At 66.7% G+C, this 936-nt stretch carries 1 protein-coding gene; it reads left to right on the forward strand.

Features of this window, described 5'->3' with window-relative positions; genetic code table 11:
- Window positions 1–73: 73 nt before the first annotated feature.
- On the forward strand, window positions 74–916 hold the full coding sequence (locus AC507J_RS32290) for an IS5 family transposase (RefSeq protein WP_496294350.1): 843 nt from the start codon (window positions 74–76) through the stop codon (window positions 914–916).
- Window positions 917–936 lie beyond the last annotated feature (20 nt).

Below are 936 nucleotides of genomic sequence, written 5' to 3' on the forward strand. Positions count from 1 at the left end.
AGTGAGTGTTTGAGAAGGGGCGTGTCGGACTCGGTGTGCGGCTGATGATCGTGGATGCCTGGTTGCCTTCAGCGTGCCTCGTAAGCGTCGGTACCCCTCCGATCTGACCACCGCTCAGTGGCGTCACATCGCTGGCCTGCTGCCACCACCTCGCCCGGGTGGCCGGCCGGAGAAGCACTCCCGGCGGGCCATCGTGGACGCGATCCTCTACGTCGTGCGTACCGGCTGCTCCTGGCGGCAACTCCCGGCGGACTTTCCGCCATGGCAGACCGTCTACTGGTACTTCGTCCGGTGGGAGCAGGAGAAAGTCACCCCACGCATCCTCGAGCACCTCCGGGAACAGGTCCGCCTCAGCCAGGGCCGCAACCCACAGCCCTCCGCCGGAATCATCGACTCCCAGAGCGTCAAAGCCGCCGACACCGTCGGCACCGACACCCGCGGCTACGACGCCGGCAAGAAGATCAACGGCCGGAAGAGGTTCATCGTCACCGACACCCTCGGCATGATCCTCGTGGTGATGGTCTGCGCCGCCAGCGTCCAGGACCGCGACGGCGCCAAGACCACCCTGCTCAGCCTCTACCTGGCCACACCGGTCCGATTCGTCCTCGCCGACGCAGGCTTCGCCGGACAACTCGTCGACTGGACCGCCCGCATCCTCCGAACCACCCTGCACATCGTGCGCAAACCCGCCGGCCAGAAAGGCTTCGTCCTCATCCCCAAACGATGGCCGGTCGAACGGACCTTCGCCTGGCTCACCGCCCACCGCCGCCTGGCCCGCGACTACGAACGCGACCCCGCCACCTCCGAAGCCATGATCCGCTGGGCCGCCATCAACACCATGACCCGCCGCCTCACCCGAGGCCAACCAGCCACCCGCCAACAACGCCGCACCTACCACCAACAACCGACGTCATAGCCCCTTCTCAAACACCCTCT

This window comes from Micromonospora sp. PRAS1 (assembly GCF_059553435.1).